Origin of the sequence: Staphylococcus pragensis, assembly GCF_004785665.1 — a bacterium.
Classification (GTDB): Bacteria; Bacillota; Bacilli; order Staphylococcales; family Staphylococcaceae; genus Staphylococcus; species Staphylococcus pragensis.
Genome location: NZ_SRPJ01000002.1, coordinates 1 through 26,431, shown reverse-complemented (window position 1 = coordinate 26,431; position 26,431 = coordinate 1). Strand labels below are relative to the sequence as shown.

Annotated in this window: 21 protein-coding genes and 3 pseudogenes; 8 read left to right on the top strand and 16 right to left on the bottom strand. The window is 35.1% G+C overall.

The window, feature by feature from the left end:
- Window positions 1-283: 283 nt before the first annotated feature.
- Complete coding sequence (locus tag E2558_RS05890) at window positions 284-1,234, top strand: NAD-dependent epimerase/dehydratase family protein (RefSeq protein ID WP_126565465.1); 951 nt, start codon at window positions 284-286, stop codon at window positions 1,232-1,234.
- A 60-nt stretch (window positions 1,235-1,294) separates the two neighbouring features.
- On the opposite strand, the gene E2558_RS05885 is transcribed toward E2558_RS05890, so the two are convergent.
- Window positions 1,295-1,882 carry a sugar O-acetyltransferase gene (locus E2558_RS05885; protein WP_126565464.1) on the bottom strand — a complete coding sequence of 196 codons (588 nt, stop codon included), beginning with the start codon at window positions 1,880-1,882 and terminating at the stop codon, window positions 1,295-1,297.
- A 149-nt stretch (window positions 1,883-2,031) separates the two neighbouring features.
- Window positions 2,032-2,901, bottom strand: a complete 870-nt coding sequence (locus tag E2558_RS05880) for an SDR family oxidoreductase (RefSeq protein WP_126565463.1) — start codon at window positions 2,899-2,901, stop codon at window positions 2,032-2,034.
- Between the two features lie 314 nt (window positions 2,902-3,215).
- On the opposite strand from E2558_RS05880, the gene E2558_RS05875 reads away from it, so the two are divergent.
- From E2558_RS05875 to copZ, 3 genes are all read left to right on the top strand, one after another.
- Window positions 3,216-3,422 carry a hypothetical protein gene (locus E2558_RS05875; protein ID WP_126565462.1) on the top strand — a complete coding sequence of 69 codons (207 nt, stop codon included), beginning with the start codon at window positions 3,216-3,218 and terminating at the stop codon, window positions 3,420-3,422.
- Window positions 3,423-3,560: 138 nt separating this feature from the next.
- Window positions 3,561-5,948, top strand: coding sequence for a heavy metal translocating P-type ATPase (locus E2558_RS05870; protein ID WP_126565461.1), 2,388 nt, complete (start codon window positions 3,561-3,563; stop codon window positions 5,946-5,948).
- Window positions 5,949-6,047: 99 nt separating this feature from the next.
- Entirely contained in the window at window positions 6,048-6,254 is a 207-nt protein-coding gene (gene copZ / locus E2558_RS05865; RefSeq protein ID WP_126565460.1) for a copper chaperone CopZ, read from the top strand.
- A 71-nt stretch (window positions 6,255-6,325) separates the two neighbouring features.
- On the opposite strand, the gene E2558_RS05860 is transcribed toward copZ, so the two are convergent.
- The 11 genes and pseudogenes from E2558_RS05860 to E2558_RS05810 form a co-directional block, all read right to left on the bottom strand.
- A complete protein-coding gene (locus E2558_RS05860) occupies window positions 6,326-7,324 on the bottom strand; it encodes a D-lactate dehydrogenase (RefSeq protein ID WP_126565459.1) in 999 nt (332 codons plus the stop codon).
- Between the two features lie 28 nt (window positions 7,325-7,352).
- The gene (locus E2558_RS05855; RefSeq protein ID WP_126565458.1) at window positions 7,353-8,513 is read right to left on the bottom strand and encodes an aminotransferase class I/II-fold pyridoxal phosphate-dependent enzyme; all 1,161 of its coding nucleotides are present in this window, start codon (window positions 8,511-8,513) and stop codon (window positions 7,353-7,355) included.
- A 189-nt stretch (window positions 8,514-8,702) separates the two neighbouring features.
- The gene (locus E2558_RS05850) at window positions 8,703-10,208 is read right to left on the bottom strand and encodes a phytoene desaturase family protein (protein WP_126565457.1); all 1,506 of its coding nucleotides are present in this window, start codon (window positions 10,206-10,208) and stop codon (window positions 8,703-8,705) included.
- An 11-nt stretch (window positions 10,209-10,219) separates the two neighbouring features.
- Window positions 10,220-11,083 (bottom strand): phytoene/squalene synthase family protein, encoded by an 864-nt coding sequence (locus E2558_RS05845; protein ID WP_126565456.1) that lies wholly within the window; start codon window positions 11,081-11,083, stop codon window positions 10,220-10,222.
- A gap of 21 nt (window positions 11,084-11,104) precedes the next feature.
- Window positions 11,105-12,235, bottom strand: a pseudogene (locus tag E2558_RS05840) (glycosyltransferase family 2 protein).
- 18 nt (window positions 12,236-12,253) lie between these two features.
- Window positions 12,254-13,753 (bottom strand): phytoene desaturase family protein, encoded by a 1,500-nt coding sequence (locus E2558_RS05835; protein WP_126565455.1) that lies wholly within the window; start codon window positions 13,751-13,753, stop codon window positions 12,254-12,256.
- Window positions 13,746-14,177: a glycosyl-4,4'-diaponeurosporenoate acyltransferase CrtO family protein gene (locus E2558_RS05830; protein WP_229716397.1), complete on the bottom strand. Its 432-nt coding sequence runs from the start codon at window positions 14,175-14,177 to the stop codon at window positions 13,746-13,748. The genes E2558_RS05835 and E2558_RS05830 overlap by 8 nt, the downstream gene beginning before the upstream one ends.
- A gap of 226 nt (window positions 14,178-14,403) precedes the next feature.
- A complete protein-coding gene (locus tag E2558_RS05825; protein ID WP_126565453.1) occupies window positions 14,404-15,144 on the bottom strand; it encodes an aggregation-promoting factor C-terminal-like domain-containing protein in 741 nt (246 codons plus the stop codon).
- 459 nt (window positions 15,145-15,603) lie between these two features.
- A complete protein-coding gene (locus E2558_RS05820) occupies window positions 15,604-17,028 on the bottom strand; it encodes a phosphate--AMP phosphotransferase (protein ID WP_126565452.1) in 1,425 nt (474 codons plus the stop codon).
- Window positions 17,029-17,186: 158 nt separating this feature from the next.
- Window positions 17,187-18,242: a PTS sugar transporter subunit IIC gene (locus E2558_RS05815; protein WP_126565451.1), complete on the bottom strand. Its 1,056-nt coding sequence runs from the start codon at window positions 18,240-18,242 to the stop codon at window positions 17,187-17,189.
- A gap of 281 nt (window positions 18,243-18,523) precedes the next feature.
- On the bottom strand, window positions 18,524-19,927 hold the full coding sequence (locus E2558_RS05810; RefSeq protein ID WP_126565450.1) for an amino acid permease: 1,404 nt from the start codon (window positions 19,925-19,927) through the stop codon (window positions 18,524-18,526).
- Window positions 19,928-20,076: 149 nt separating this feature from the next.
- Between E2558_RS05810 and E2558_RS05805 the strand changes: the two genes are divergently transcribed.
- The 3 genes and pseudogenes from E2558_RS05805 to E2558_RS05795 all read left to right on the top strand — a co-directional run bounded on the left by E2558_RS05805 (window position 20,077) and on the right by E2558_RS05795 (window position 22,344).
- Window positions 20,077-20,739 carry an alpha/beta fold hydrolase gene (locus E2558_RS05805; RefSeq protein ID WP_229716399.1) on the top strand — a complete coding sequence of 221 codons (663 nt, stop codon included), beginning with the start codon at window positions 20,077-20,079 and terminating at the stop codon, window positions 20,737-20,739.
- 24 nt (window positions 20,740-20,763) lie between these two features.
- Window positions 20,764-21,366: pseudogene (locus E2558_RS05800) on the top strand (nuclear transport factor 2 family protein); the annotation flags it as partial.
- A 30-nt stretch (window positions 21,367-21,396) separates the two neighbouring features.
- Entirely contained in the window at window positions 21,397-22,344 is a 948-nt protein-coding gene (locus E2558_RS05795) for an amidohydrolase family protein (RefSeq protein WP_126565658.1), read from the top strand.
- 61 nt (window positions 22,345-22,405) lie between these two features.
- Here E2558_RS05795 and E2558_RS05790 read toward each other — a convergent pair whose 3' ends face one another.
- Window positions 22,406-23,260 (bottom strand): fructosamine kinase family protein, encoded by an 855-nt coding sequence (locus tag E2558_RS05790; RefSeq protein ID WP_126565449.1) that lies wholly within the window; start codon window positions 23,258-23,260, stop codon window positions 22,406-22,408.
- A 243-nt stretch (window positions 23,261-23,503) separates the two neighbouring features.
- Between E2558_RS05790 and E2558_RS05785 the strand changes: the two genes are divergently transcribed.
- Entirely contained in the window at window positions 23,504-24,571 is a 1,068-nt protein-coding gene (locus E2558_RS05785) for a quinone-dependent dihydroorotate dehydrogenase (RefSeq protein ID WP_126565448.1), read from the top strand.
- Window positions 24,572-24,761: 190 nt separating this feature from the next.
- On the opposite strand, the pseudogene E2558_RS05780 reads toward E2558_RS05785, so the two are convergent.
- Window positions 24,762-25,478 (bottom strand): annotated as a pseudogene (locus E2558_RS05780) (epoxyqueuosine reductase QueH).
- A 128-nt stretch (window positions 25,479-25,606) separates the two neighbouring features.
- Window positions 25,607-26,119 (bottom strand): DUF3278 domain-containing protein, encoded by a 513-nt coding sequence (locus E2558_RS05775; RefSeq protein ID WP_186805192.1) that lies wholly within the window; start codon window positions 26,117-26,119, stop codon window positions 25,607-25,609.
- Window positions 26,120-26,431 lie beyond the last annotated feature (312 nt).

Here is a 26,431-nt window from a genome sequence, read left to right as displayed (position 1 = left end):
CCCTATGTATTTGTAAGAATTTAAAACACTTGATTTAAAACTTGCCTTACATGAAATGATAATTCGTATCATTATCTTCATTTTACTATGTAGTTACTCCATTTTGCAATCGCTTACACTCAGTTTTCTGAAAAGTTTTACTTGTCTAAATAATGGACACTTTTCTTCCACATTTACATTTTGTAAAATAATATTATTTTATATTCAATTCATAATTTTATAAAAATGCAGTATAATATAATCAGCACAAATTACCGACATCTAGAGAAAAGGAAGTATATTTATGAAAGTATTAATTACAGGGGGAGCAGGTTTTATTGGCTCTCATGTAGCAGAAAAATTTATTAATGAAAACATCGACGTTCATGTTATAGATAATCTTAGCACTGGCTTTTTGGAAAATATCCCTTTTGTTAAAAAAGAAAATATTTATATAAAAGATATCACTGATTTCAACTTTGTAGCGCATTTAATCAAAAAAGAACAATTTGATTACATTATTCATTTAGCAGCTATGGTAAGCGTCGTTGAAACGATAGAAAAACCTCAACTTTCTAATGAAGTAAACATTGAAGCGACAGTCAATTTATTAGAAGCGACACGTAAATGGAATCCAAACATTAAAAAATTAATATTTGCTTCTTCAGCAGCAGTTTATGGTAATCTACCTGGTTTGCCAAAGTCAGTTTCTGAATCAAAAGTTTTCCCACTTTCTCCGTACGCGATACAGAAATTTTCAGGAGAACAATATGCTAAAATTTATAATAATCTTTATCAAATTCCTTGCGCTTGTTTAAGATTCTTCAATGTTTATGGACCTAGACAAAATCCAAATTCTGATTATTCGGGTGTTTTATCAATTATGAATAATAAATTCATCCATCAATCCGAGTTTACTTTCTATGGAGATGGCGAACAAACGCGTGATTTTGTTTATATTGATGATTTAATTTCTGCATTATGGTTAGCCGTTCAATCTTCTGAAACTAATGGCCAAATTTACAATGTAGGCACTGGATCACAAACCAATTTGAAAGCGGTCTTTAGTGCTTTTGAAAAGGGCTTCGGATATAGCATTCCATATACATTTAAAGCACCACGACTTGGCGATATTAAGCATTCTTGTGCTGACATTACGCCACTTCAAGCCTTAGGATATGCACCTCAATATACTATTGATGAAGGTATTAAAGCCTATCTAGCTTATAATAATAAAAATTGTATATATAATTAAATTAAAAATTTAAAACCTCTAAGTTGTATTTATATCATACGCTTAGAGGTTTTATAGTTATCAAAAGTTATCTATCTTAGGCGCATCTTCTTCAGTAATTGTTCGTATCACTTTGGCTGGAACGCCAGCGACTAAACTATTCTCTGGTATATCTTTCGTTACTACACTCCCAGCTGCAATAACTGAACCATCACCAATAGTGACACCAGGCGTCACTACGACATTTCCGCCAAACCAAATATTATTACCAATTGAAATAGGCTGTGCTAGTTCAAGACCTTTATTACGTTCTTTGTATGTAAGTGGATGATGCGCGGTATAAAAACCACATGAAGGACCAATAAAGACGTCATTACCAATAGTGATACCTCCGCCATCCATAAAGTAGCAATTGCTATTTACAAATACATTTCGTCCTAGTTTCACATTCCAACCATAATCCGTATCAAACGGACTTATCAGTGCTAAATTTTCCGTTTCGTATCCAAATAATTCAGTTAGTATTTCTTTTCTTTTTTCTTTATTACTTGGACGCGTTTGATTGAGTTCAAAGCATAAATCTTTTGCGCGAACACGATCCGCGTCTAATGCTTCATCGAAATTAGCATCATACCATTGATGCGCTAACATTTTATCTTTTTCAGTCATATGTCTCACCTACTTTTATATTTAGTTAAAGTTTAAACAATCTTTACTTATTTAGCACGAAAAGTCCATTACTTATTAATTGTGAAAATTAAAAAGTCCCTAGAAGTCAATTCACTTCCAGGGACTTTAATCTTTATAGTTATGTCATATTATGACGTAATATAATCTCCACCATTTACATGGATAATTTGACCTGTAATATAAGAGCTATCTGCATTAGTAGCTAAGAATACATATGCAGGTGCTAGTTCTGCAGGTTGACCACGTCTACCCATTGGCGTGTCGCCACCTTGGTTTTCCACTTTGTCTTCATCAAATGTAGATGGAATAAGTGGTGTGTAAATTGGACCAGGAGCGACACCATTTACACGAATATTTTTCTCCATTAATGTAGTCGCTAATGAACGAGTGAATGATACAATCGCACCTTTAGTTGAAGAATAATCAATTAAGTGACCTGAACCACGATAAGCCGTAACACTTGTTGTGTTAATGATTGTATCATTTTCATATAAGTGAGGCACAGCTGCTTGCGATAAGAAGAACATACCAAAGATATTTGTATCAAATGTTTCTTTGAATTGTTCTGGCGTAATATCTAAGAAATCATCTTGTGGAAATTGAACTGCACCGTTATTAACTAAGATATTTAAACCGCCAAAGTCATTAACTACATTTTCCACTAAATCTTTAGATTGTTGTGCATCTTTTAAATCATGTGCGTAAGCTTTCGCTTCTACGCCGATTTCTTTAAGATGATTAACTGTTTCTTCAGCATCTTCATGTTCATTATAATAACCGATAGCAACATTTGCGCCTTCTTTCGCAAATAAGATTGCTACTGAGCGACCAATACCTGAGTCACCACCAGTAATAAGTGCTACTTTACCTTTTAATTTACCTGCAGCTTTATATTCATCTAATTCTGATACTGGTCTTGGATCCATATTCTTCTCACTGCCAGGTTGTTTCGATTGAGTATAGCCTTTTATTTTTTTATGAAATTCTAATAAATTCATTCATGCTCACTCCTTTGTTATTTACTTAACCGTTCCCATTTACTGAAGTTTTAAAACAATTACCGAGAGTAAGACAGAAATTAAAATATTTTAGTTTTCACATCCAATTTGAGTTAGATATCATCAATTTTGAACATAAGAAATTTGTCTCATCTCATTCAATTTATTTACAACTTTTGAATGATAGTAAATCCGTACTAAGGACGCATGAAATTTATTCAATAACCTTATATAATAAAGTTAAATTAAAGAGAAAATGAATTATCCTCAGTAATTTGTCCTAAAAGAGAGAAAGACAAGGAGTGCGATAACACATGAAAGGTATATTCAAAGGAATTATTACTTTGCTAATTATCTTGGGCATTGTAAAAACGTTCCAAGATCACGATATTATTAACGAAGCCAATCACTATTACGATGAAGTTAGAAATGGTCAATTTGTGCAAACAATTTCAAATTACGATTTCAATAATTTAAAAGATTTACATTTAGAACACTTCAATCCTTCAGATTTTTTCTAAAATGAATACTGTGTAAGTGAGCGCACGCATGTTAGATTCCCTTCTGACATGTGTGCTTTTTTAATGTGTAAACAGAGTCATTGACTGAAATACCCTTAGGGGGTATATTAAACATGAACATCCGAGGAGGTGCAAAAAATGAGTCAAGATAGTAAAACCACGTTAGCCATTACTGGTATGACGTGTGCTGCATGCTCTAATAGAATAGAGAAACGTCTTAATAAAATGAATCATGTTGATGCTCAAGTTAATTTAACGACTGAACAAGCCAACATTAAGTATGATTCCAGTGAATATAAAGTGGATGATTTTGTCGAGATTGTTCAAAAGTTAGGCTATGATGTAGCCACTGATAAAGCAGAATTAGATATTACTGGGATGACCTGCGTTGCGTGTTCTAACCGTATTGAAAAGGTGCTAAATAAAACGGCAGGTGTGAAACAAGCTACTGTCAATTTAACAACTGAACAAGCATCCATTGATTATTATCCTGGACAAACAGATGTTGATTCATTGATGGGTCGTATTCAAAAGTTGGGTTATGATGCTGAACCAAAACAAACCGAGGAAGAACAAACCTCACGTAAAGAACGAGAATTAAAGCATAAACGTAACAAATTAATGATTTCTGCAATCCTTTCTTTTCCGCTCTTAATGACCATGTTCGTTCATTTATTCAATATGTACTTGCCTGATATTTTAATGAATCCTTGGTTTCAATTTATTTTAGCGACGCCTATCCAATTTATTATCGGTTGGCAATTCTATGTAGGCGCATATAAGAACTTGCGTAATGGGGGCGCCAATATGGATGTGTTAGTCGCTTTGGGTACAAGTGCTGCTTACTTTTATAGCATTTATGAAATGATTAAGTGGCTAGTTGGCACTACTACCACGCCTCATCTATATTTCGAAACGAGTGCCGTATTAATTACGCTAATTCTGTTCGGAAAATATTTAGAAGCACGTGCGAAATCACAAACAACCAATGCATTAAGTGAGTTATTAAACTTACAAGCGAAAGAAGCACGTATTGTTAATGATGATGGTACACAGCGGATGGTGCCTTTAGATCAAGTCAATGTGAACGATACATTGTTGATTAAACCTGGTGAAAAAATACCGGTAGATGGTCAAATTATTAAAGGCGAAACGGCTATAGACGAATCGATGTTAACTGGTGAATCAATGCCAATTGACAAGCAAGTCGATGATACGGTCATCGGTTCGACAATGAATACAAATGGTGTTATTACGATTAAAGCGACTAAAGTGGGTAAAGACACTGCGTTGTCTAACATTATTAAAGTTGTCGAAGATGCACAAAGTTCTAAAGCCCCTATTCAACGTTTAGCTGATATTATTTCTGGCTATTTTGTGCCAATTGTTATTGGTATTGCTGCCCTTACATTTTTAATTTGGATTGTATTTGTTCATCCTGGGCAATTTGAAGATGCCTTAGTCGCAGCCATCTCTGTGTTGGTCATTGCTTGCCCATGTGCGCTTGGTCTTGCTACACCTACGTCTATCATGGTCGGGACTGGACGCACTGCTGAACATGGTATTTTATTTAAAGGTGGCGAATATGTAGAACGTACTCACCAGGTTGATACAGTGGTGTTTGATAAAACGGGTACGTTAACACATGGGAAACCTGAGGTAACCTATTTTCAAGGAGCAAAAGACATATTGTCATTTATGGCGTCTGTTGAAAGTAATTCAGAGCACCCGTTGGCTTATGCGATTGTTAGTTATGCGCGTGAACAAGGCGCGGTGACTTCTGAGGTTACTGATTACCGCACGTTACCTGGTCATGGGGTGCAAGCAGAAGTTGAAGGTAAAACGTTATATGTGGGCAATCGTAAATTAATGACAGACAATAATATTGATATGAGTGATGTGCGTTCTGAGATGGCATCGCTTGAGGCGCGAGGTCAAACGGTTATGTTAGCTGCTTATGACAATGAGTTGAAAGGCCTGATTGCTGTCGCGGATACGGTGAAGGCTTCTGCGAAAGAAGCGATTCAACAGTTAAATGAGATGCATATTCGTACGGTGATGCTGACTGGGGATAATGAACGTACGGCGCGTGCGATTGCTGATGAGGTTGGTATTGACCAAGTCATCGCGAATGTCTTACCGGAAGATAAAGCGCAACACATTGCCAACTTACAAGCAGACCATCATAAAGTGGCGATGGTTGGTGATGGTATTAATGATGCGCCTGCATTAGTGAAAGCGGATATTGGTATAGCGATGGGCACAGGAACAGAAGTGGCGATTGAAGCGGCTGACATTACTATTTTAGGTGGCGACATTCATTTAGTTCCTAAAGCGATTCATGCGAGTGATAAGACGATTCGTAATATTAAGCAGAATCTATTCTGGGCGTTTGGATATAATGTCGCAGGTATTCCGATTGCAGCTATGGGCTTATTAGCACCGTGGATTGCTGGTGCCGCAATGGCGTTAAGTTCTGTGAGTGTTGTAAGTAATGCCTTACGTTTGAAACGCATGAAATTATAAATGTAATTCGTTAACATCATTCTATTTTATTTTGTTTCATTTAATGAAAAGGAGTAAAATGTGGGTATATATAGAGTAAGTTCTTGGAGGTGACGTGACATGATTAATGATGTAATCAAAGTAGATGGTATGAGTTGTGACCATTGCAGAAATGCTATTGAATCAGCATTAGCCAAAATTAATGGTGTAAGAACTGCTGAAGTAGATTTAGATAAAAATGAAGTTAGAGTTGATTACGATGACAATAAAGTTTCAATGCAAGAAATGAAAGATGCCATCGAAGATCAAGGTTATGATGTAAAATAATTTATAACTTCAATCATTTGAGTATGAAACTCCTAGAGAGCGCTATAGTGTTCCTCTCTAGGAGTTTTTTATTAGTTCACTCTTAATTTAGTGGTGCCTGTCGTTAATACATCTATAGTAGCGTCTAATGCGTCTACAATTAAGTTTTTCACCGCTGCGTCAGTGTAAAAGGCAATGTGTGGTGTGAGAATAATATCTTCTCTTGCAATGAGCTCATCTAGTAGCGCATCATTATAAGCTTTTTCGCGATAATCTCCAGGGAATACTCCTCTTTCATGTTCATAAGTATCTAGTGCTGCGCCTTTAATATGACCTTCGTTAATGGCGCTAAGCAATGCTTTAGTATCCACGATTGAACCTCTTGCTGCATTAACAAAGACAGCCCCTTGCTTGAATTGTGCGAAGCGGGACGCATCAAATAAGTGATGATTGTATTTAGTCGCAGGTATATGTACCGTAACGATATCAGCTTCTTTTATTGCGTCTTCTAACGTATTTTTATATTCTACATCATGTGCGACCTGTTCATTTGGAAAAGGATCATATGCAACGACACGACTGTTATATCCTTTCGTAAATATCTTTGCAGTAATTGAACCAATACGACCAGTACCAATCACCGCCACAGTTAATTCGCTAATTGAACGAGATAATATTGAAGGCTCCCATCTAAAATCATGTGCACGTACTTTACGCTGAATGTCATTTTGATTTCTCACAATATTAATGGCTTGCGTTACTGCAAATTCAGCAATTGAACTTGGTGAATACGATGGAACATTAGAAACAATGATGTTATATTTCGAAGCTAAAGTTAAATCGTACGTATCAAATCCTGCGCTACGTTGTGCGATTTGTTTGATACCATATTGTTGTAATTTCGCAAACACTTCTTCTGACAGAGGATGTTGTTGTGATAAAGATAATCCATCAAAACCTTGAACACTATCAACGTTTTCTTCCGTTAAGAAGTCTTTATTCAATTCTACTTCAACTTTATTTTCTGTTGCCCATTCTTCAATAAATGGAATATCTTCTTCTCGAACACTCATTATTTTGATTTTAGTCATGATATCTCATCTCTTTTCTTCTTAGTTATTAATCTTGATATAAATGTGATAAAGAGGCCAATCTATCAGCCGCTTCGGCTAATTGTTTATCATCAAGTGCTAATGATATACGGACGTAATGGCGTCCATTCTCCCCAAAAGGAATACCTGGTGCTACTAATATAGATTGTTCTTGTAATAAATATTGTTCGAACGTTTCACTGTCATAACCAGGTGGTGTTTGAAGCCATGAATAAATACCACCTTTAGAATGTACAAGTGGTAACTTTGCTTCACTTAAACGTTGTTCAAAGGCATCACGGCGACGTTTAAATGTTTCATTTTGTTGATCTAAAAAGTCATCATAATGATTTAATGCATAGGTTGCGGCATCTTGTAAGGCACCAAACATTCCTGCATTAGTATGCGTTTGATATTTTTTAAGGGCTTGAATCATCTCTTTATTGCCAACTGCAAATCCTACACGGAAACCTGACATATTATATCCTTTTGATAATGAGAAGATTTCGATAGCAACGTCTTTGCCATTTTCAGAAGCAAGAATACTCGGATTCTTAGCATCAAATCCGAAAGCACTATAAGCAAAGTCATGAACAATCTTAGTGCGTGTACCTTTAAATTTCTGAATTGCTTCGTCAAATACTTCTTTCGTCGCTGTAGAACCTGTAGGATTGTTCGGATACGTTAAATAAATGAGGGTAGCATTCTCTAATGTGGCTTGGTCTACTTTATCCCAATCTGGCAAATAATCGGGAGGATCTAAATGAAGCGGTACTGGATGAGCATCTGCAAGCATGACGCCTGCTAAATAATCTGTGTAACCTGGATCAGGCAATAAGACATTCTCTCCAGGATTGACGATACATGTAGGTAAGGCGACTAATCCATTCTTTGTACCATAAAGAATACAAACTTCGTCATCTTTATCTAGCGTGACATTGTACTGACGTTGATAAAAATTAACAATCGCTTCTTTGAAAGATTCTTTACCATGGAAGGCACCGTATTTATGATTCTCCGGTATACGTATAGCCTCTGCGAAGTGGTCGACAATGCCTTGAGGTGTTTCTCCGTCTGGAATACCTACTGCCATATTTATCAGTGGAAGGGGACCATGTTCAACTTTACGCCCCATCGTTTTACCAAAGTAACTTTCCGGTATCGCTGCTAATCGTTTTGACATTACCATTTACGTCCATCCCCCTTTTAAAAATAAAAAAGCTATATGTCATTCTTAGTTAAAAGTGACATATAGCCAAAAAATCATATATGACACTACCGTTTCTCTAAATAAGTTCTATCGAATTAATTTTATTCTATCAGTTCGATAAGTATTGTCAATATTGATAATTTTCTGAATTATTGTTTGTATTAAAAATTAATGGCCACGTGCGATATCGTCTAACATTGCTTCTGCTGTAATCTTCGCGCTTGTAAGGACAATCGGCACGCCGGCACCTGGATGAGTACTTGCGCCAGCGAAATATAAATCTTTATAATCTCTAGATACATTAGGTGGACGATAATAATTACTTTGCGCTAATGTTGGCATTAAGCCAAATGCTGTACCAAATTTAGCATTATAGCGACTCTCGAAATCTAATGGTGTAAAGATGGTTTCTGAAATCACATCTTCTCGTACATCTTTTAATGCTTCAATCGTTTGGATTTTATTGTAAACGACGTCTTTAGCTCGTTCTATTGTCGCTGGGTCGCGCCAATCGATATTCCCTGTTTTCAATTCAGGGACAGGCATCAAGACATACATTCCTGTTTGTCCTTCTGGTGCTAATGAATCATTTTCTACAGCCGGGAAATACAGATATAGTGATGGATCGTTAGGCATTTTACCGCTAAATATATCATCAATATTACCTCTAAAGTCTTCAGCGAACACCACATTGTGTACATGAACTTTATCACGTAAGTCGCGATTTATGCCGGCATAGATTAGAAACGCAGAACATGAATAATCCATGTTATCTACCTTTTCAGAAGAATATTTTTTAAGTGGCGAATGAGATGGCATCAAATGTTGTGCAGCATATGGGAAATCAGCCGTACAAAGTACTTTATCGAAGCGATGAATTTCATCATTCACGCGTAAACCGTCTGCGCGTTTAAATTTAGGGTCGATAATAATTTCTTGAACGTCTGAATTCAAACGTACTTCTACGCCAAGATCTTGACCTAGTTTCAATAATCCTTTAGCCAAACTATACATGCCGCCTTTAATGTAATACACGCCATGTACCATTTCAATCATCGGAATAATCGAATAAATTGAAGGGCCCTGTTTTGGATCAATGCCTATGTATAACGTTTGAAAAGCTAACAATTTACGAATTTTATCATTAGATACATAATTATCAATGAGTTGATCCGCTTTGCTAATGGTACGTAATTTCAAGCCTCGATATAAAGAGAGCGGATTATAGAACTCACTCGGTTTGCGGAAAGTACGTTCCAAGAAGTACTTACGCGCCACTACATAGCGTTTATATACATCAGTAAGAAATGACATAAATCCTTGTGTCGAACCTGGTTCAATCGCTTCTAATGCTTGACTAAGCTGTGGCAAATCAGTAGAGACACTTACTTTATCCTTATCTGAGAAATAGATGTCAAAGATGTGCGTTAACTGTCTCATATCTATATAATCTTCGTAACGTTTACCACTTTCTTCAAATACTGCTTTATATACATCGGGAACCATGACAATCGTTGGTCCCATATCAAATGTGAAACCATCTTTTTTGAATTGACTCATGCGTCCGCCAACTTGTTCATTTTTCTCAAATATGGTGACCTGATGGCCATGTGCGGCCAACCTTGCAGCCGCTGCTAATCCTGTTACGCCTGCACCTACTACGGCTATTTTCATACCATTACCACCTAAGCTTTATATTTTTTCTTTAAACTACGGTAAATTTTGTTCTTCTTCCAAGTTGACACGTAGACACGTTTATCAAGTGTATAATCTGCTTTTCTCACTTCATTTAGAATGCCTCGATACACTTCAGCAGCTAATTCAATAATCATACGTGATTCTTTATTGTACACTTCTAAATTGTTAAGTACAGCATCATAGTTATCATCAGCTAGCTTGGCGTAAAATTCCCAAATACGTTGATAATTCTCTGATGGCTTGTCACGCTCAATTTCTTGTTCAATCGAAACGTCAAATTCATTCAAGCGTTCAACACTAAAGTAAATGCGACCATTACGATAGTCTTCTCCTACGTCACGCAAGATATTTGTAAGTTGTAATGCTTCACCTAACTGTTTACCGTTATCATAAGCCGTTTGTGTTGGTGGTGTAGATAAGATTGGAATGAGTAATACCCCTACCGTGCCTGCTACACCGTAACAGTAATCTAGTAGCCCTTGGTCTGTTTCAAACATTTCAAAGTGTTGATCCGCTTCAACCGTATCAATCAAGTCATAGAGGGCCTGATAATTCATTTGAAAATGTTTACTCGTATCGGCAAAGGCCAACATAATCTGTTCATCACTTTCAAATACCTCAGGTATACTAGCGTGATGTTCAATCAACTGAACATCACGGCGGATTTTATGTAAATACTCAACATCTTGATGTATATCGATACTATCATCAACAATACGACACACGGCATAAATTGCCCAAACCGCTTGGCGTTGTTGTTCTGGTAACATATCAAATGCATATGAAAAACTTTTAGAATAATCCTTCATAATTTGATGACAATATTGATAACTTTCCTCTATAGTTCTCATGGAGAGCCCCCTGTTTATGCGTTAATAATTAATATTAAAAGTACGTCCTTTCCATTGTACCGTTTTTGTAAAATGAATATGACGATAGGAATTCATAAAAATGAAAATAAACACAAAAAATAGTATTGGACTTAACAATAAAGATAATACTGAAAACGAACCAATACGTTTATGTAATTGAATAAATTGTAGCGTAGCTAAGCCATAGGATAAACTAATACGCTTAAAAGAAATAGATTTCGATAAAAAGCTAAGCGTTAAGATAAATGGCATAAGCATATGTCCAATCATCCATATGATAACCAACATCATGATGCGTCCCTGTGTCTGAGAGGCACCTACTGCTAAATGTTTGGTCCAACCTTCAATTAAACTAATTGGACCTTCTTCATACATTCTAAATCCTACATAGTTTTGTCCTTCATAACAAGTGACAAGCAATTGTTGTTGTTTGAAAGCTTGACCTAACGCGAAACCTTCAATAATATGGTTGCGAGCATTGTGATGTCCTTGTGTTAAAACGTAATCTGCTTGATTCATCACCGTTACAGGACCAAATGCTAACGATTGTGGCTCTTTCTTTGCCACACTCGAGAATTGATTCATCCCCACCACTGTCATCAAATTAAATAAAGCTGATAACTGTTCATATGGCTTCTTAACGGTATGATACGGTTGAATACTTAATAACCCACGATATCGTTGTTGCTCATAACTTTGTAAAATAGTCTCCAAAGCATGATTATCCAATAATACGACATCTGCATCTATAAACATGATGATATCTGCAGTCGCATAATTCACACCTTGATAACAGGCAAAGGATTTACCATACCATCTTTTATTGTTCTCATCTTCAGTGACAGCATAGACGTTCGCACCCCATTGTCTTGCAACTTGAACCGTATCATCTTGGGAACCATCATCCATTACGATGACTTCCGCTTGTATCGTTTGTCGGTTCAAACTTTCAAGCAAATGCGGTAATCGTTGTGCTTCATCTCTTGCAGGTATAATAATACTGACAGATTGAGAGGCGCTAGCAGTATTATCATTTTGAAAATGAAGTAAATGACGTCGATTGTACATTAAATATCCACTTTATAAAGAGGTTCCTATCACTCCATGCAATAGTGGTTCTAATACTTTCACTAGCGTCCCCCCTTTCAATTATTCATGTAAATGAGCCTGTTCTTTAGCATTAATTTTATCAGCCACTTGTTGTCCGCTTAACGTTACCATTGGCATGCCGCCACCAGGATTAACAGAACCACCTACAAAATAAAGATTATCAAAATACTGACTTTGTTTAGGAAATTTGAAACCTTTATTCTTCTTACGATCAGCTACCACACCGTAAATGGCACCTTTATTTGAAGCATAATGACGCTCAATATCATGCGGTGTCCATATATCTTCATAAACGATATGTTGTCTTAAATTCGTTAAGCCCATTCGTTCTAATTTATCTAATACACGTTCACGAAATTCATTATATTGCGCTTCGGTAAACGGTTTATCTTGAATATATGGAATGTGTGGTAATACTTTCAAATTCTCGTAACCTACAGGTGCTTGTGTTTCATCCGTTTTGTTGCTATTTACGAGATAAATTGCAGGATCTTGTGGTAAGACCTTTTCATGGAACACTTCATGATAATTACGCTTAGAATCACTTGAGAATAGGAAATTATGATGTGCTAAGTGCGGATATTCTTTATTCACACCTAGATGCATAACGTACCCTGAACTAGCAGGTTCAAATGTTTTCTCTAATTTCTCTAGCTTTTTCTCTGAAAAGTACAACAAGTCTCGGTAAGTTGGAATCACTTCTCTATTAGAAACAATGTAATCTGCATTAATATGTGTCCCATTATCTAATCTCACGCCAGTTACATGATTAAAATATGTATCAATACTTTGCACACCCACACCTGTATGAATGGTTACGCCTTCTTCTCGAGCAAGTCGTTCTAAAGCTTGTGCTAAATGATGAATGCCACCTTTAACGTACCATAAACCCTGTTCATATTGCATATGAATAAGCAATGTTAATACAGCTGGTGCATCATAAGAAGAAGAGCCTACATATTTAATAAAGTAGCCCAACATATCTCTCAATTCATGCTTATCAACATATCGATTAATAGCTTCTTGCATTGTTGAAAAGTAATCAACACCTTTTAAAGAATTGAAAGGACCTTGATATTTAATAATTTCGCTTACCGTATCTAAGCCTAACGCAAAATAACCTTCTTCTGTAAAACGGTGAATGCTTTCCGCATATTGTAGAAATCGATGTAACTGTTGGACATCTTCTTCATTTAAACTTGGATTCAAATGCGCCATTGCGGTTAAATCTTCGTATAAATCAATCACTTCACCATTAGTAAAGAAACTTCGCCATTCCAATGGCAAACGCTCAATCGTGACATAGTCTGACATTCTTTTATGACTATGCCTAAATAAATTTTCAAAGATATAAGGCATGGTTAAAATAGAAGGCCCTAAATCAAAACCAAAGCCTTGTTCTTCAAGACGATTTACCTTTCCACCGATATGATTATTTTTCTCATAAAGATTCACTTCGAAACCGCTTTGCGCTAAACGAATAGCCGCCGATATACCACCTAAACCGCCACCAATAACTATTATTTTTTTCTTAGTCACGATGGGCACCTCTTTTCAATTTTAATTGATACACTTTTTCTAATCTCGGACAATTATAACGTTGGGTGACTATAATTGGAAGATTCGCCAACAACACATATATGACATTAATTATTTTAATATAAGCGGGTGCTTTAAGAAACGCTAGCACAGGTATCATTGATAGCCAATGGACTAATTCTGCACGTCTCATTTCTATTATCATTGTATGTAAGTCATTAAGTTTAAATGATGTTAATTGTTTTTTATTGTAAATATTTTGATTTAATTGACTGCCTTCAGGTATGTAACGTTTCCATTTATTAATTTTAAATAAGGTGTTCCACATTTTGCCGTCCTTTTCCCAGGAAAATGGCTTAAAAAATTGGCTATACTTTATAAAGAAAGTTTGAGAAACCTTTGTTCCTAAAGAGGCTATAACCATTTGACTCGCAAACCAATATACACTATGAATAATTCCAAGTTTTAATAATTTTTTAATGTTATTTCACCCAACACTTTCCCATTATTTCACTTTATATATAGTTTTAAATTATTCCCTATATGGAAATAAGCTAAACTATTTAAAAATGGGCATAAAAAAAGAGGACGACTAATGTCATCCTCTCTTCCCGATAACTCGATGTGCTATCCAGTTATCTTAGTAAATCTTACCACCAACCGTGAGAAGCACGGAAAGCAATAGCGTTATCTAATGAACCGTAACGGTTGTTAGCGTAGTTAATCATACCTTTAGTTTGTTGAGCTACTGAACCAGTACCCCATGATTCCATAGTTTGACCTAAACCTCTGTAACCGTATGGGTTAACAGCGTTAGGGTTACCGCCTGATTCAGGCATTACGATAGCGTTCCAAGCAGCTTCAGTACCACCGTTAGCTAAGAATTGTGATTTAACTGAACCACCAGTTGATGATGCAGCTGGTGCTGAGTATGAAGTTGTGTTGTTGCTGTATGATGGAGCAGATACTCTTTTAACTTGAGTTTGGTTAGCTTGTTGGTTAGAGCTTACTGATTGGTTTGAACCTTGGTTGTAAGATGCTGAGTAGTTAGTTGCTTGAGTTTTTTGAACTGGAGCAACTTGTGTAGTTGTAGCTGCTTGAGTTGTAGCTGCAACTGTGTCAGCACCACCAGTGTAGTAGTAGTTCCAAGACCAAGTTGAACCGTTTGAAGTGAAGTTGTATTTGAAACCATCTTTAACGAATGAAATGTTGTAAGCGCCAGCTTGTACTGGGTGAGCATTTAATTCAGATGGGTTGTTTTGAGCTAAGTTAGCTAATTGTGTGTAGTTTGAAGTTTGTTCAGATGCATGTGCACTGTAATCTGTAGTTAATGAGTAACCTGTTACTCCTAATGCTACTGCTAATGACGAAGCGATAACTGTCTTTTTCATAAAATAATTCCTCCAAGAATTTAGTTTATATTTTTCGATTTGTTAATTTCTTTAGTGTTAATGTGTTTGTGTTTTTTGTTTAACTTTTGACAATAGCTACTATAACACAAAAAAATACGAATAATATTACGCTTATCTTACAAAAAAATTACAATGGAGAATATATTTTGTAACATTGAAATATTACTGAAGTGTGTTGTAACAATACATTTTTAGGTTTTAAGTTTAAAATTTCATTATGAAATAAGGAATTACATTACTCTTTTAAAAAATTTACAATTGTTTTACATAGTTCATAATATTACAAATTACTGTTTTGTTACATACCTGTAATATTTCTAACATATTATTTTCCATTGATTTTTTCTATTTAAAATAAAAAATTCAAGAAACTATTCTATAAAATAGTCTCTTGAATTGATTCATCAAGTTAAAAAAAGTAAAGTCAACTACTCATTTTTAATAATCTTTAACGCCCCATAATACTTTTTCACATTTACGAATGATGTATTTAAGTATTTCGATGCGTGACGTTTTTTTATGATCTGCTGGAACTACTAGCCAAGGTGCATAAGAAGTATTCGTTTTTTCAATCATATCGTGACTCGCTTCGACGTATAAATCCCATTTTTCACGATTGCGCCAATCTTCGTCAGTAATCTTCCATTGTTTATCGACATTTTGTTCACGATCTTTAAAACGTTTCAATTGTTCATCTTTATCCAATGTAAGGAAGAATTTTAAAAGAATTGCCCCTTCATCTGTCCACATTTTCTCAAAAGAATTAATTTCATCGTACGCACGTTGCCATTCATTTGTAGTCGCAAAGCCTTCAATTCGTTCTACAAGTACACGACCGTACCAACTGCGGTCAAATAGTTCAATGTGTCCACTTCTTGGCATATCTTTCGCAAAACGCCATAAATAATGATGTTTTAGTTCTACATCTGTTGGCGCACTAATTCCATTTACTTCATAACCGGTCGGGTCAAGCTTTTCTCTAATACGTTTGATATTACCACCTTTACCGGCTGCATCCATACCTTCAAATACTAAGATAAGTGGAATCTTTCTATCATATAAAGCAAATTGAATTTCTCTCATGCGTTGTTGTAATTCTGTAATCAACTGTTTATATTCATCTTTTGATACTTTATCTACATTAATATCGAATAAATCCGTTTTAAAGTCTGGTGTGAACTCTCCATCAACATGGTTTTCTTGTTGTTGATGTTTATCAATCGCATGTTCTAAACGTTCTATAATATGATTGTACATTTTTTCAATCGCATTTTGACGTTCAGTGTAATCAATAATCTTCCATTGTTTATCCTTTTTAATAAATTGGTGCATGTCATCTAAGTATGTTTCAGTCGGTAGTACATTACCATATTCTTGTACTTTCCAGCGCATTAAAGGATTCTCTTTTGTTTGTTTAATGTGCTCTTGACGCTTTTCTTCATTAATTTCAATGAAGAATTTAATAATTTCATAGTTATCTTTTTTCAGCATCTTTTCAAAAGAAGCAATCTGTTCTTTCAAAACATCATAATTTTTATATCTATTATGTTTAATTTCGTTCTCACGATAATCTAAATAATGTGAATACCAGCTACGGAAATAAATATTAATATCGCCTTTAGCAGGTAAAGTGTTCCAGTACTTTTGTAAGAATTGATATCTTAAGTCGTCGGGTTGTGGTGATTGCGTGGCAATAAAGCGCGTATATTTCGCATCAAAATTTAATAGTAATTCATTTGATAAACGCGTTTTACCTGATGCCGGAACTCCTTCAAACAATATCATGACAGGAATGCCTAACTCATGCGTTTGTCTTGTTAACTCTGCTGTTCTTAGTGCTAATGTTTCAATTTTATTAGCCATATACCATCCATCCTTTTGTTTAATCACTATTTATTTTATTGTAACATTATTTACTCACAAGCTATTTTATAATTAATTTATTTTTCGAAAAATGAGGAACCAATACTTTGTCATAAAGACGTCATTATCAATTCCTCACAAACTGTTATTTCAAAAATTTATAATCTTTTATAAATATCGTTAGTATATAATTTTAAAACTTTGCGTAAAACAATATCTAGAATAAACGCAGTTAATAATGGTACAACGAAGAATCCTAAAACGATTAAGATAATACTCATCATCGCTGAATCGACATGTAAAAACTTAAACGCACTGATAGGTCCAATCATACCGATGAATCCAAAACCTGCTGATTCTTTTGTACCGGCAATACCAATTAAACTTCCCGCGATACCAGAAACGGCGGCCGTAATTAAAATTGGTAACATAATAATTGGATATTTAACCATATTTGGCATCATCATTTTTACTCCACCGAAGAAGATAGAAATTGGTACGGCAACACGATTCACTTGGCTTGTACCGATTAACAATACCGCTTCAGTAGCTGAAATCCCAATTGAAGCTGATCCTGCAGCTAATCCTGTAATTCCAATCGCAATCGCAATTGCTACTGTTGATAATGGTGAAATAATAATAAAACTAAATACCATTGAAATTAACATACACATTAACACTGGTTGTAATTCAGTGAAACTATTGACCATATTTCCAATCCCAGTGGTAATCATATGGACATAAGGTAAGATTAACACGCCAATTGTCGCGGACACTCCACCCACTACAGTTGGATAAACGATGAGCGCCATACTGCCTACACGTTTTTCAACTAATAAGATGAATAATACTGCAATGGCCGCAGTTATCATCGTATTAATTAAGTCCCCAATACCTGCGATAAGCCAAACACCATTCTTAAATTGTGCCGCGCCACTTCCCACATATGATGCACATGCCACGACAGCTATTGCAAGTGGTGTCATTTCAAATTTTAAAGCGATAAGTGCTCCGATTAAAGCAGGAACAGTAAATTGCATGGCTTGTACGACATGTAGAAAAGTCGCAAACACGGGATGATGATGCATGAGTGCTTTAAAAATTTCACCTAAAATAGCATTCGGCACTAAACCTACAACGATTCCAATTGCTACGCCGGAAAGTACCCTAAATGTAAAATCTTTGACTCCTATATTTCTAAGCTCTGATGTCATATTGAAACCTCCTAAGATGTTGATACACGCTTAAATAAGTGATGATGCATCTTACTATAACATAATATCTAAATTTTCAGAATATTTATTTAAAATTTTATTTTTAAATAGTACAATTTAAGTACAAAATGAAGAAACCGAAGTACAAATATTTAATTTTTTAGCCCTATCACTTTATTAAATGGAATTTAATAATAGAAGAAAACAATAAAATAGAATAATAAAGAAACGCGTTTCTACTATTATAATAGTAAAAACACGTCAATATAATTGTCTAACTTTTATTCGCCTATTGCTGGGTCTTTTTTTGGTTCGTCTAAATCAATACCTTCTTTGCGTTTCTCTTTTTTATAACGTAAGAACATTAAGTATAATACTGCTAACCATACCGGTCCAACTAGTACACCAATTCTGATGTCTTTATCTAGTGCAAGTACGATAAAGATAAAGACGAAGAACGTTAGAATGAGATATGCGCTTACCTTACCACCTGGTAGTCTAAATTTACTTTGCTCATGTAATTCTGGTTTACTTTTCAAGAAACCGAGATATGCAATCATAATAATGGTCCAAATAATGATGTTGAGCACGGTAGAAACCGTTGTAATATATACAAATACTTCAGTAGCGTTCGGAATAACGTAGTTTAATACCACGGCGATAAGTAATAAGCCACATGTGATTAAGATTGAGTAATATGGCACGCCGTGTTTATTCGTTCTTTGTAAAAATGGAGGTGCCTGTTTACGTGCAGCTAAGCCATACATTGTTCTACTATCTGCAAAGATACCACTATTACAAGCAGATGCTGCAGCCGTTAATACAACAAAGTTAATGACACCAGCCGCAAATAGAATTCCTACCAAGCCAAACAATTTTACATATGGACTGTCAGCAGGATTCAATTTATCCCATGGAACTACTGACATTACTACTGCTAAAGAACCTACATAGAAAATGAGAATTCTATAAGGAACATTATTGATCGCTTGTGGAATGGTTTTATGAGGGTTTTTAGTTTCCCCAGCGGTAATACCAATGAGCTCAATTCCAATGAATGAAAAGATAGCCATTTGGAATGAGAGTAAAAACCCTGTCATCCCGTTTGGGAAGAAACCACCGTGACTCCAAATATTAGATAATTTCGCTGTGCCACTTGCTGTATGCGTCCCCATCACAATCATGACAATCCCTACTACGATTAATGCGATAATAGTTGTTACTTTAATTAATGCGAACCAAAACTCTAACTCCCCAAATATTTTAGCACTCATTAAATTTAACGCCATCAACACTAATACTGTAAATAAAGCCGTTAACCAACTTGGAATGGTCGGCCACCAAAAGTTAACATACTTTGCAACTGCTGTTACCTCTGCCATACCTGCTACAATCCACGTAAACCAATACGTCCAACCTACAATAAATCCTGCTAATGGTCCGATATACGTATGTGCAATATCAGCAAATGACTTAAATCCTAAATTCGAAAGTAGCATTTCTCCCATTGCTCTCATGAATAAGAATAATACCAAGCCTACAACAATGTAGGTTAATAAAATCGATGGTCCAGCCAAATGAATGGATTGACCTGCCCCTAAAAATAAACCCGTCCCTATTGCTCCGCCAATTGCAATTAATTGAATATGCCTGTTAGACAATCCTCTTTGTAGTTTATCTTCCATAGTCTTCTCTCCATCCTATGGAGTAAGCTATTCAGTTTGATCAATTCTAGTTGTACAGTTAAACAACATACCCCTTTATTTTTTAAAATGCTGAGTAACAAGTAACTTTTTGAATATTTATACTTCTTAATTTAATAATATACTTTAATTTGTCTGAAAAATCAAATCTACCTGACGAAGTATCAAACCCAGACAGTCGCTACCGTGTGAAACGCGACGCTCAGGATATCGCAGAATTAGCAAAACACTTAAGCGACGAACCTGTGTATGTATTAGGCTCAAGTTCAGGGGCAATCGTAGCAATGCACGTATTAAAAGAACACGCTGATATTGTTAAACGTATTGCATTCCACGAACCACCAATCAACACATTCTTACCAAACGCTAAATATTGGCAAGATAAAAACGCTGAAATCATTGATATTGCAGTTAACGAAGGTATGCCTCAAGCAATGAAATTATTCGGCGAAACATTAAATACTAGTCAACTTGACCAACAATATATGTCTAAACCAGCACAAGCTGAAGATGATGCTGAAAGTAAAAAACGCTTTGAAGAAATGTTAGGTTGGTTTAAATACGAAATCCGTCAATATACTGAATCAGATATCTCAATTGAAGACTTAAACCAACATAAAGATATCATTACATTATTAAATGGTACCGCTTCTAGAGATTCATTCCCTCAAGAAGTTAACTTCTACATTTCTGAACAAACTGGCATCGAAATCGTTGATATTCCAGGTGGTCACCTTGGTTATGTTCAAGAGCCAGAAGGCTTCGCAAAAGTATTACTTGAAATCTGGGGATAATTAACCTAAAGGAGTGTTCGGACTGTGCTTTTCATAAGAAATAAGCCGTATACGAATGAAACGTTATTAGCGAAAGAAGACATTCTAGAACTGATTCAATTTGAGCGTTTCTGCCGTGATAATTCACTATGGGATAGCATGGAGTCATGTTTCGCTGAGGATTCTTACGTTAATATTTCATGGTTTAAAGGGACGGGGCATGAATTTGTAGTATCATCTAGGGAAATGAATCGCTATGCACCTCATCAAATTCACAATTCACAAATTTGGATTAACGACACACGTGCAATAGCCATCATGCAAGCTACGATTCAAACTCGTTTACCTATTCAGAATGTGGAGATGGAATTACAATCTGATGCCAAATTAGTTTATTGCGTTGAAAAAGATGACCAAGGTGTTTGGTACATTACACGTCTTGAATGTATTTATGAGAAAGATAGCTTAACACCGGTCAAACCAACGACAATTAATTTACCGAAACAAGATTTTGAAGGGTATCGACAAAGTTATGCATGCTTATCCTATGCTTTAAATGAAATTGGTTATGACGTAAACAGTGAACTTCAAGGTATCGATCGACCAGATGAGGTCAACGCATATTATGAAGACATCGACAGTTGGTTAACTTTTAAAGAAAAGGAAGCGTCAATAGATATGAAGAAAATTGATTTACACGCACACTATATTTCTCCGAGATTCTCAAAATTCCTAGATAAATATTTCAACGGTAAAGGTGACGGTGTAGCGACACCACCGTTCTCTCCTGAAGGATATTTAGATTTAATGAATCGTATGGAAATTGAATATGGTGTACTATCTATTTCAAGCCCTCACATCAGTGCTGCCCCTGATAATGAGATGGTGGAATTAGCGAAAGAAGTCAATGACTATGCCTCTTCTTTCATTCATAAATATCCTGAGCAATTAGGATTCTTTGCAACATTGCCATTACCGTTAGTAGATGAAAGTATTGCGACTATAGATGAAGCGTTGGACCAACAAGGTGCATTAGGCTTCACTTTACCTACTAACGCACGCGGTGTCTATATTGGTGATGACCGCTTAGACAGCGTGTTAGCTAAGTTGAATGAACGTCATGCACTCGTTGCATTGCATCCTAATGAACCAAAGCCAAATATTGAGGCAATGAGTGAAGTCGTTCCTGCGCCATTAATGGAATTCATCTTTGATACAACACGTACTATTATTTATATGAGTCAAAACAACGTGTTCAGTAAGTATCCAAATATTAAATGGATTGTGCCTCATTGTGGCGCACTATTACCAGTCATCGCACAACGTGTCTCTATGGGTAATAAGATGTTTGGTAGCGAACGTCAACCTGATGATTTAGAACAAGTGATGAAAGAACTTTATTTCGATTTAGCTGGGAAAGTATTACCATACCAACTTCCAAATCTCGCACAATGTGTAGATATGGACAAAATCGTCTATGGTTCAGATGCGCCTTACACAACAGATCAAGTGGTTACGTTGTTAGCCGATGAACTTGAATCGACTGAGTTAATCTCACGTCACGAACTTGAGACAATGTTATATGACAATGGCAAACAATTAATTAAAACAGTTACTGATAGATAATGAATAAATATAAAGGAGGCACAGGTACATTGATACCTAATGCCTCCTTAATTTTTTGTCATTATGCTAATATTTCATCCATTGAGCGATTGACGCTGCTTGCATACATATTTCCGAATTTAAGTAAGTGCACCATAAAGAGATACAGTCTATAAAATTCTAAACGTTTGCGCGCGCCTTTTCCTAAAGGATAGTGTTTCTCATATTCATCATAAAATTCTTGGGTAAATCCACCAAAGACAGTGGTGATGCCTAAATCAAACTCTCTGTCTCCGTAAAATGGCGATGGATCAAATAACGCTGGTCGACCATCCGTTAAGAACATATAATTGCCACCCCATAAATCACCATGCAATAGCGAAGGTTTACTATTATGTGCTTCTAATTCGTGCATCATTACAGTACGGACTTGTTCATATACTTTATTGTCTTCTTCGTTCCATAGACCTTTGCGCATCAATTCATCACGTAAATGGTCCATACGATCTTCTACAAAGATTTTAATCCATGACTCTGACCATCCACTCTCAAAGGAGAAATCTCCACCCTCATGGGGTAAATCAAATCCAAACATACCATCTGGCTGTTGTTGGCTATGCATCTTAGCTACAAGTTGACCTAACTCACGTTGGCTTCCACTTGTCCCCTCATCTAAATAACTTAAGATGAGATACGCGTCGCCGTTAATTTCACCATTCGCAATAACACGTGGGGCTGTCACACCTGCTTCTTCAAACGCGTTAAGTCCCGCAATTTCTGCTGCATAAAATGATTTATCACGATTACGTTGGACTAACAAGAAATATGTGTCATCTTGTGTCGTTACTTTAAACGCTTCGTTCACGTCCCCACCACTAACTGATGTAATGTCTTGTATATGATCTAACGGTAATTGGTCTTGCCATTCTTTTTTCATGACGTCATCCTCCTTAAATTGTTTATCAGTATTTAATTATTATATTTCCTGAAAATGCCTCCGTTAATCTTTCACGAAAATCTCTTTACTCAATTTTGTGATTTAAGTTAAGGCAAATTTTCAAACACTAAAGAATTTAACTATGCAATTACTAGTGAAAATGCTAGTCTAATATAAGAATGTTTTTCAATGATATTAAATGAGGATAGTAAGCCTCAAATACAATGAAATAGGAGCATTATTATGTACAAATTAATTAAACCACTTTTATTCAAATTTGATCCTGAAAAAGCACACGGCATGACAATTGACGCTTTGAAGTTTGCACAAAAACAACCTTTCTTATTACCAATCATCCACAAATTATTTACATATGACAACCCTTCACTATCTCAAACAATCAAAGGTATTACATTTAATAACCCTATTGGCTTAGCTGCAGGATTCGATAAATCATGTGAAGTACCTAAAGCACTTCAACATGCTGGATTCGGTGCCTTAGAGTTAGGCGGTATTACACCTAAACCTCAAGACGGTAGCCCAAAACCACGTATGTATCGTTTAATTGAAGATGAGGCTTTAATTAATCGCATGGGCTTCAACAATATTGGTATGAATAGAGCTTTATGGAACTTACGTCGTCATGCATACAATATTCCAGTTGGCTTAAATGTAGGCGTTAATAAAACAACACCTTATAATGAGCGCTATCAAGACTACATCAAAGTGATTGATACATTTAAAGCCGATGTTTCATTCTTTACGGTTAACATTAGTTCTCCAAATACTGAGAATTTACAAAGTTTCCATGATAAAGATGAATTTTCAATGTTATGTCAAGCATTGAAAGATTTTAAAGCTCATACAGAAGTTAATGTTCCTATTTTCTTAAAATTAACTTCCGATTTAGAACTCGATGGTTTTAAAAATATTTTACCGGCAATTACTGAAACATTTGATGGTATGATCTTAGCAAATACGACACGTAAACGTGATGGTTTAACATCATCTAATAAAGTGGAAGATGGCGGACTAAGTGGTAGACCCCTTTTCAAAAGAAACTTAGAGTTAGTGAAATGGGCATACCAACAAACAAACGGTGAATTCTTAATTATTGGTACAGGGGGTATCTTTAGTGCCAAAGATGCAATTCAAATGATGCGAAATGGTGCATCATTAGTACAAATTTATTCATCTTTAGTCATTGAAGGTCCTGGATTAACTAAAAAAATCAACAAAGACATTGCGGCTTATTTAAAACAACATAATTATAATAATGTAAGTGAGATTATTGGTTTAGACGCCAAATAATTATAAATGTACTTTACTTCCCGACAAAAAGTAATATACTGAAACCAAAGATAAAAAGGTTTAAAAATAGTCGGTCTTCTTTCTACAGGAATTATCGCAGTTTTAGCAATTATTCGTTTCATCAATCGCACATTATAAAATATGACTCCTAATTTGAAAGGTTGAACTTCAAATTAGGAGTCATTTTTAATTAAAATTCTTGTAGAAATGCTTTAGCTTCTTGATTGATTTGTTTAAAATCAATACCTTGTGCCATCGCAGCAAAGACGCACCCGCAATAACATTGTCTAAAGATATGATAGTCATTACACATTTCAATAGAACGCTCATAACCTTTATTCTTCTTGAAATCACTAGGTAAATAATTAACATCATATAGATTTTGAACTTCCATACCTAATTGATTAATCAATTGTGCATTCTTTTTCGGTGATAACGTTAATGCACTACCGAAGTAGTCATATCCATATTTTACTGCTGCTTCTGCCACTAATTCTAAACGCATTTCGAAACATGCTGTACAACGCAATCCACCTTCTGGCTCATCCGTTAATCCTCGTGATTTAGCCATTTTCATAAATTCGTGTGGCTTATATTCTGCTTCAATATATTTAACATTTTTCCCAGTTCGATCATTAAAATCTTTAACGAATTGTTCTTGTACTTTTGCGCGTCTTAAATATTCATTTTTGGGATGAATATTAGGATTTGCAAAGTAGATGGCTACGTCTGCATACTGCGTTAAATATTCTAGAGTGTACGTACTACATGGCGCACAACAACTATGAAGTAGAATTTTAGGACGTAATTCTTGGCGTTACCATTGATGAATTAACTTTTTCAGTACTCTATCATAGTTAATTTTTTGATTCTTCATTTTCGCTATAATCGGATCAGCTTTTAACATAAGAACGCTCCTTAAATATTTTATAAATTAATTATATAATATTTAAGGAGTTTAATATATTAATATTATTTCTTTAATATAATCATATATCAAGCAAATCGTATTGCTAATTTGTACTCAATTACTTTTTACTCGTTTTCATTATACTCTTTAACAATTTTACTTTTACCTATAAAGTAACTTAACACTCCAAACATTAAACCTGAAATAAGATTTATTGCTATAAAAAATCCTAATTCAATTGTTTCACCAGAAAAGTATAGTCGTATTAAATTAAGTAAGCTCATTATGACACCAAACATAATTCCAGCGAATAAACAGCTCACTTTATGTTTTTTTAATAAACGTTTGTATTCTTCTTTAGAATAAACACGATTTTCATCTAAATTATTTTTTCGAATACCTATCATTAAAGAAATATTAGCAATAAAGAATAAAATAAATACGCCAATGGTAGGTATGTTAACTCGTTGCGTCACATAATCATTAATCAAACTAATGAACGCTAAAATAAGTAACCCAAAATAAGTGATAAGAAATGTTGTTGTAAAATGCGAGTAAAGCTCCTCTTTCTCTCGTTCATCACGATCAGTCGTTGTACCAATGACCCGATTAATCATTTTGTCTCTAAAATCGGCCATCTTTAATCACCTCTTAATTATTGATAACTTCTTATGTCAAATATAAACGACATATATACTTGTGTCAAATATAGACGACACGAACAATAATTTATTACTTTTAAAGTGTTATCCAAATTAAATGTAATAAAAAACGGCTCTATAATAAATTGGACTGATGACTAAAAATCATCAGTCCAATTTTTATGTTTTGAATACAAAAATAGCGCAATTACCTCTATAATTATTAGCTACCACACCAAATAAAAAAGAAAGGTAATGCGCCTATGTGTAAGTCTATATTAAATACATTAAGAATTAAAGATAAAAATC

Bases quoted from the DNA above. Each gene is read 5' to 3' on its own strand.
- E2558_RS05890 (WP_126565465.1), top strand. From the start codon at position 284: ATGAAAGTATTAATTACAGGGGGAGCAGGTTTTATTGGCTCTCATGTA.
- E2558_RS05885 (WP_126565464.1), bottom strand. From the start codon at position 1,882: ATGACTGAAAAAGATAAAATGTTAGCGCATCAATGGTATGATGCTAAT.
- E2558_RS05880 (WP_126565463.1), bottom strand. From the start codon at position 2,901: ATGAATTTATTAGAATTTCATAAAAAAATAAAAGGCTATACTCAATCG.
- E2558_RS05875 (WP_126565462.1), top strand. From the start codon at position 3,216: ATGAAAGGTATATTCAAAGGAATTATTACTTTGCTAATTATCTTGGGC.
- E2558_RS05870 (WP_126565461.1), top strand. From the start codon at position 3,561: ATGAGTCAAGATAGTAAAACCACGTTAGCCATTACTGGTATGACGTGT.
- copZ (WP_126565460.1), top strand. From the start codon at position 6,048: ATGATTAATGATGTAATCAAAGTAGATGGTATGAGTTGTGACCATTGC.
- E2558_RS05860 (WP_126565459.1), bottom strand. From the start codon at position 7,324: ATGACTAAAATCAAAATAATGAGTGTTCGAGAAGAAGATATTCCATTT.
- E2558_RS05855 (WP_126565458.1), bottom strand. From the start codon at position 8,513: ATGGTAATGTCAAAACGATTAGCAGCGATACCGGAAAGTTACTTTGGT.
- E2558_RS05850 (WP_126565457.1), bottom strand. From the start codon at position 10,208: ATGAAAATAGCCGTAGTAGGTGCAGGCGTAACAGGATTAGCAGCGGCT.
- E2558_RS05845 (WP_126565456.1), bottom strand. From the start codon at position 11,083: ATGAGAACTATAGAGGAAAGTTATCAATATTGTCATCAAATTATGAAG.
- E2558_RS05830 (WP_229716397.1), bottom strand. From the start codon at position 14,177: ATGGTTATAGCCTCTTTAGGAACAAAGGTTTCTCAAACTTTCTTTATA.
- E2558_RS05825 (WP_126565453.1), bottom strand. From the start codon at position 15,144: ATGAAAAAGACAGTTATCGCTTCGTCATTAGCAGTAGCATTAGGAGTA.
- E2558_RS05820 (WP_126565452.1), bottom strand. From the start codon at position 17,028: ATGGCTAATAAAATTGAAACATTAGCACTAAGAACAGCAGAGTTAACA.
- E2558_RS05815 (WP_126565451.1), bottom strand. From the start codon at position 18,242: ATGACATCAGAGCTTAGAAATATAGGAGTCAAAGATTTTACATTTAGG.
- E2558_RS05810 (WP_126565450.1), bottom strand. From the start codon at position 19,927: ATGGAAGATAAACTACAAAGAGGATTGTCTAACAGGCATATTCAATTA.
- E2558_RS05795 (WP_126565658.1), top strand. From the start codon at position 21,397: ATGAAGAAAATTGATTTACACGCACACTATATTTCTCCGAGATTCTCA.
- E2558_RS05790 (WP_126565449.1), bottom strand. From the start codon at position 23,260: ATGAAAAAAGAATGGCAAGACCAATTACCGTTAGATCATATACAAGAC.
- E2558_RS05785 (WP_126565448.1), top strand. From the start codon at position 23,504: ATGTACAAATTAATTAAACCACTTTTATTCAAATTTGATCCTGAAAAA.
- E2558_RS05775 (WP_186805192.1), bottom strand. From the start codon at position 26,119: ATGGCCGATTTTAGAGACAAAATGATTAATCGGGTCATTGGTACAACG.